This window comes from Vibrio sp. 1874, from assembly GCF_033344395.1.
Lineage (GTDB): Bacteria > Pseudomonadota > Gammaproteobacteria > Enterobacterales > Vibrionaceae > Vibrio > Vibrio alginolyticus.
The window spans coordinates 1-1,164 of record NZ_JAWPOR010000129.1 but is presented as its reverse complement, the minus strand read 5'-3'; the positions used below and the strand labels follow the sequence as shown (position 1 = coordinate 1,164).

Below are 1,164 nucleotides of genomic sequence, written 5' to 3'. Positions count from 1 at the left end.
AAATCTTGAGTTGGAGCTTGGCCCATTAAAACAACCGTACCATTGTACGAGCTCGCAACAACTCGAACATGCCCTTTAAATGGTTCTTTATTACCGATCGCTGCGACTTCAAATTCAATATTGTTGTCTTGCCAGATCTGCTTCGTGGTGCGAGTATCTGTCACAATATTTGCCGTGGTGGCAGCTCCAGCAATGAACAGTCCCGCACATCCGCTCAAGCTTAAGATGGTACATAAAATGACAAGGCTACGTATCATAATGCTGATTCTCAAATCTGTTATTCTTCGTGAGCAGGGAAAAGTACTTGGTCAATCAAATCGCATAAGCAGTGAAGAGTGACCATATGCACTTCGTGAATGCGAGCCGTGCGATGGGATGGAATGCGAATTTCTACATCGTTTTCGCCCAGTAATCCTGCCATTTCACCACCATCTTTACCTGTTAGGGCGATAATGGTCATGTCGCGAGTTACGGCCGCCTCCATCGCTTTGATGATGTTTTTGCTGTTGCCACTGGTAGAAAGCGCCAGAAGAATATCGCCTGGTTGGCCAAATGCACGAACTTGCTTAGAGAAAATCTCTTGATAGTGGTAGTCGTTTGCAACTGCCGTTAGTGTGGTGTTGTCCGCAGTCAGCGCCATAGCGGGAAGGCTAGGGCGCTCGGTCTCAAAGCGATTTAAAAGACAAGAAACAAACTGTTGTGCATTTGAGGCGCTGCCACCGTTGCCGCAGCAAAGAATTTTGTTGCCATTCAGCAAGCTCGAAACCATGGCTTGAGCGGCGTGCGTGATCGCATCAGGCAGAGCTTCTGCGGCTGCGATTTGAATTTGCATACTTTCTGTAAAGCTATCTTTAATGCTGTCTAGCATCGCTTATCCTTCAGATATTGCATTTTGTATCCAGTTGATGTCGCGACCACTGTCATGAATGGCGATGACATCGAACCGATAATCTATGGTGTTCATTGTGCGTTGTTGGCAGAGCCAAACTTGTGCTGTTTTGATCAGTTTGCGCATTTTAGCGTTTGTGACCATTTCTGCCGCTGAGCCAAAATGATCGTTCTTACGATATTTGACTTCAACAAAGACGATAGTTTCATCTTGTTGGAAGATTAAATCAATCTCGCCGAACTTTGTCAGATAATTTTGATCTAAAAAACGCAAAC

The 1,164-nt window shown here is 45.3% G+C and carries 3 protein-coding genes; all 3 read right to left on the bottom strand.

Annotated elements, in window-relative coordinates; translation table 11 throughout:
• Positions 1-257, bottom strand: a 257-nt coding sequence (locus tag R8N46_RS25055) for a BON domain-containing protein (RefSeq protein WP_412079898.1), incomplete at its 3' end; no start/stop codon positions are given.
• A 20-nt stretch (positions 258-277) separates the two neighbouring features.
• Positions 278-868 (bottom strand): phosphoheptose isomerase, encoded by a 591-nt coding sequence (locus R8N46_RS25050; protein ID WP_318189753.1) that lies wholly within the window; start codon positions 866-868, stop codon positions 278-280.
• Between the two features lie 3 nt (positions 869-871).
• Positions 872-1,164, bottom strand: a 293-nt coding sequence (locus R8N46_RS25045; protein ID WP_318189752.1) for a YraN family protein, incomplete at its 5' end; no start/stop codon positions are given.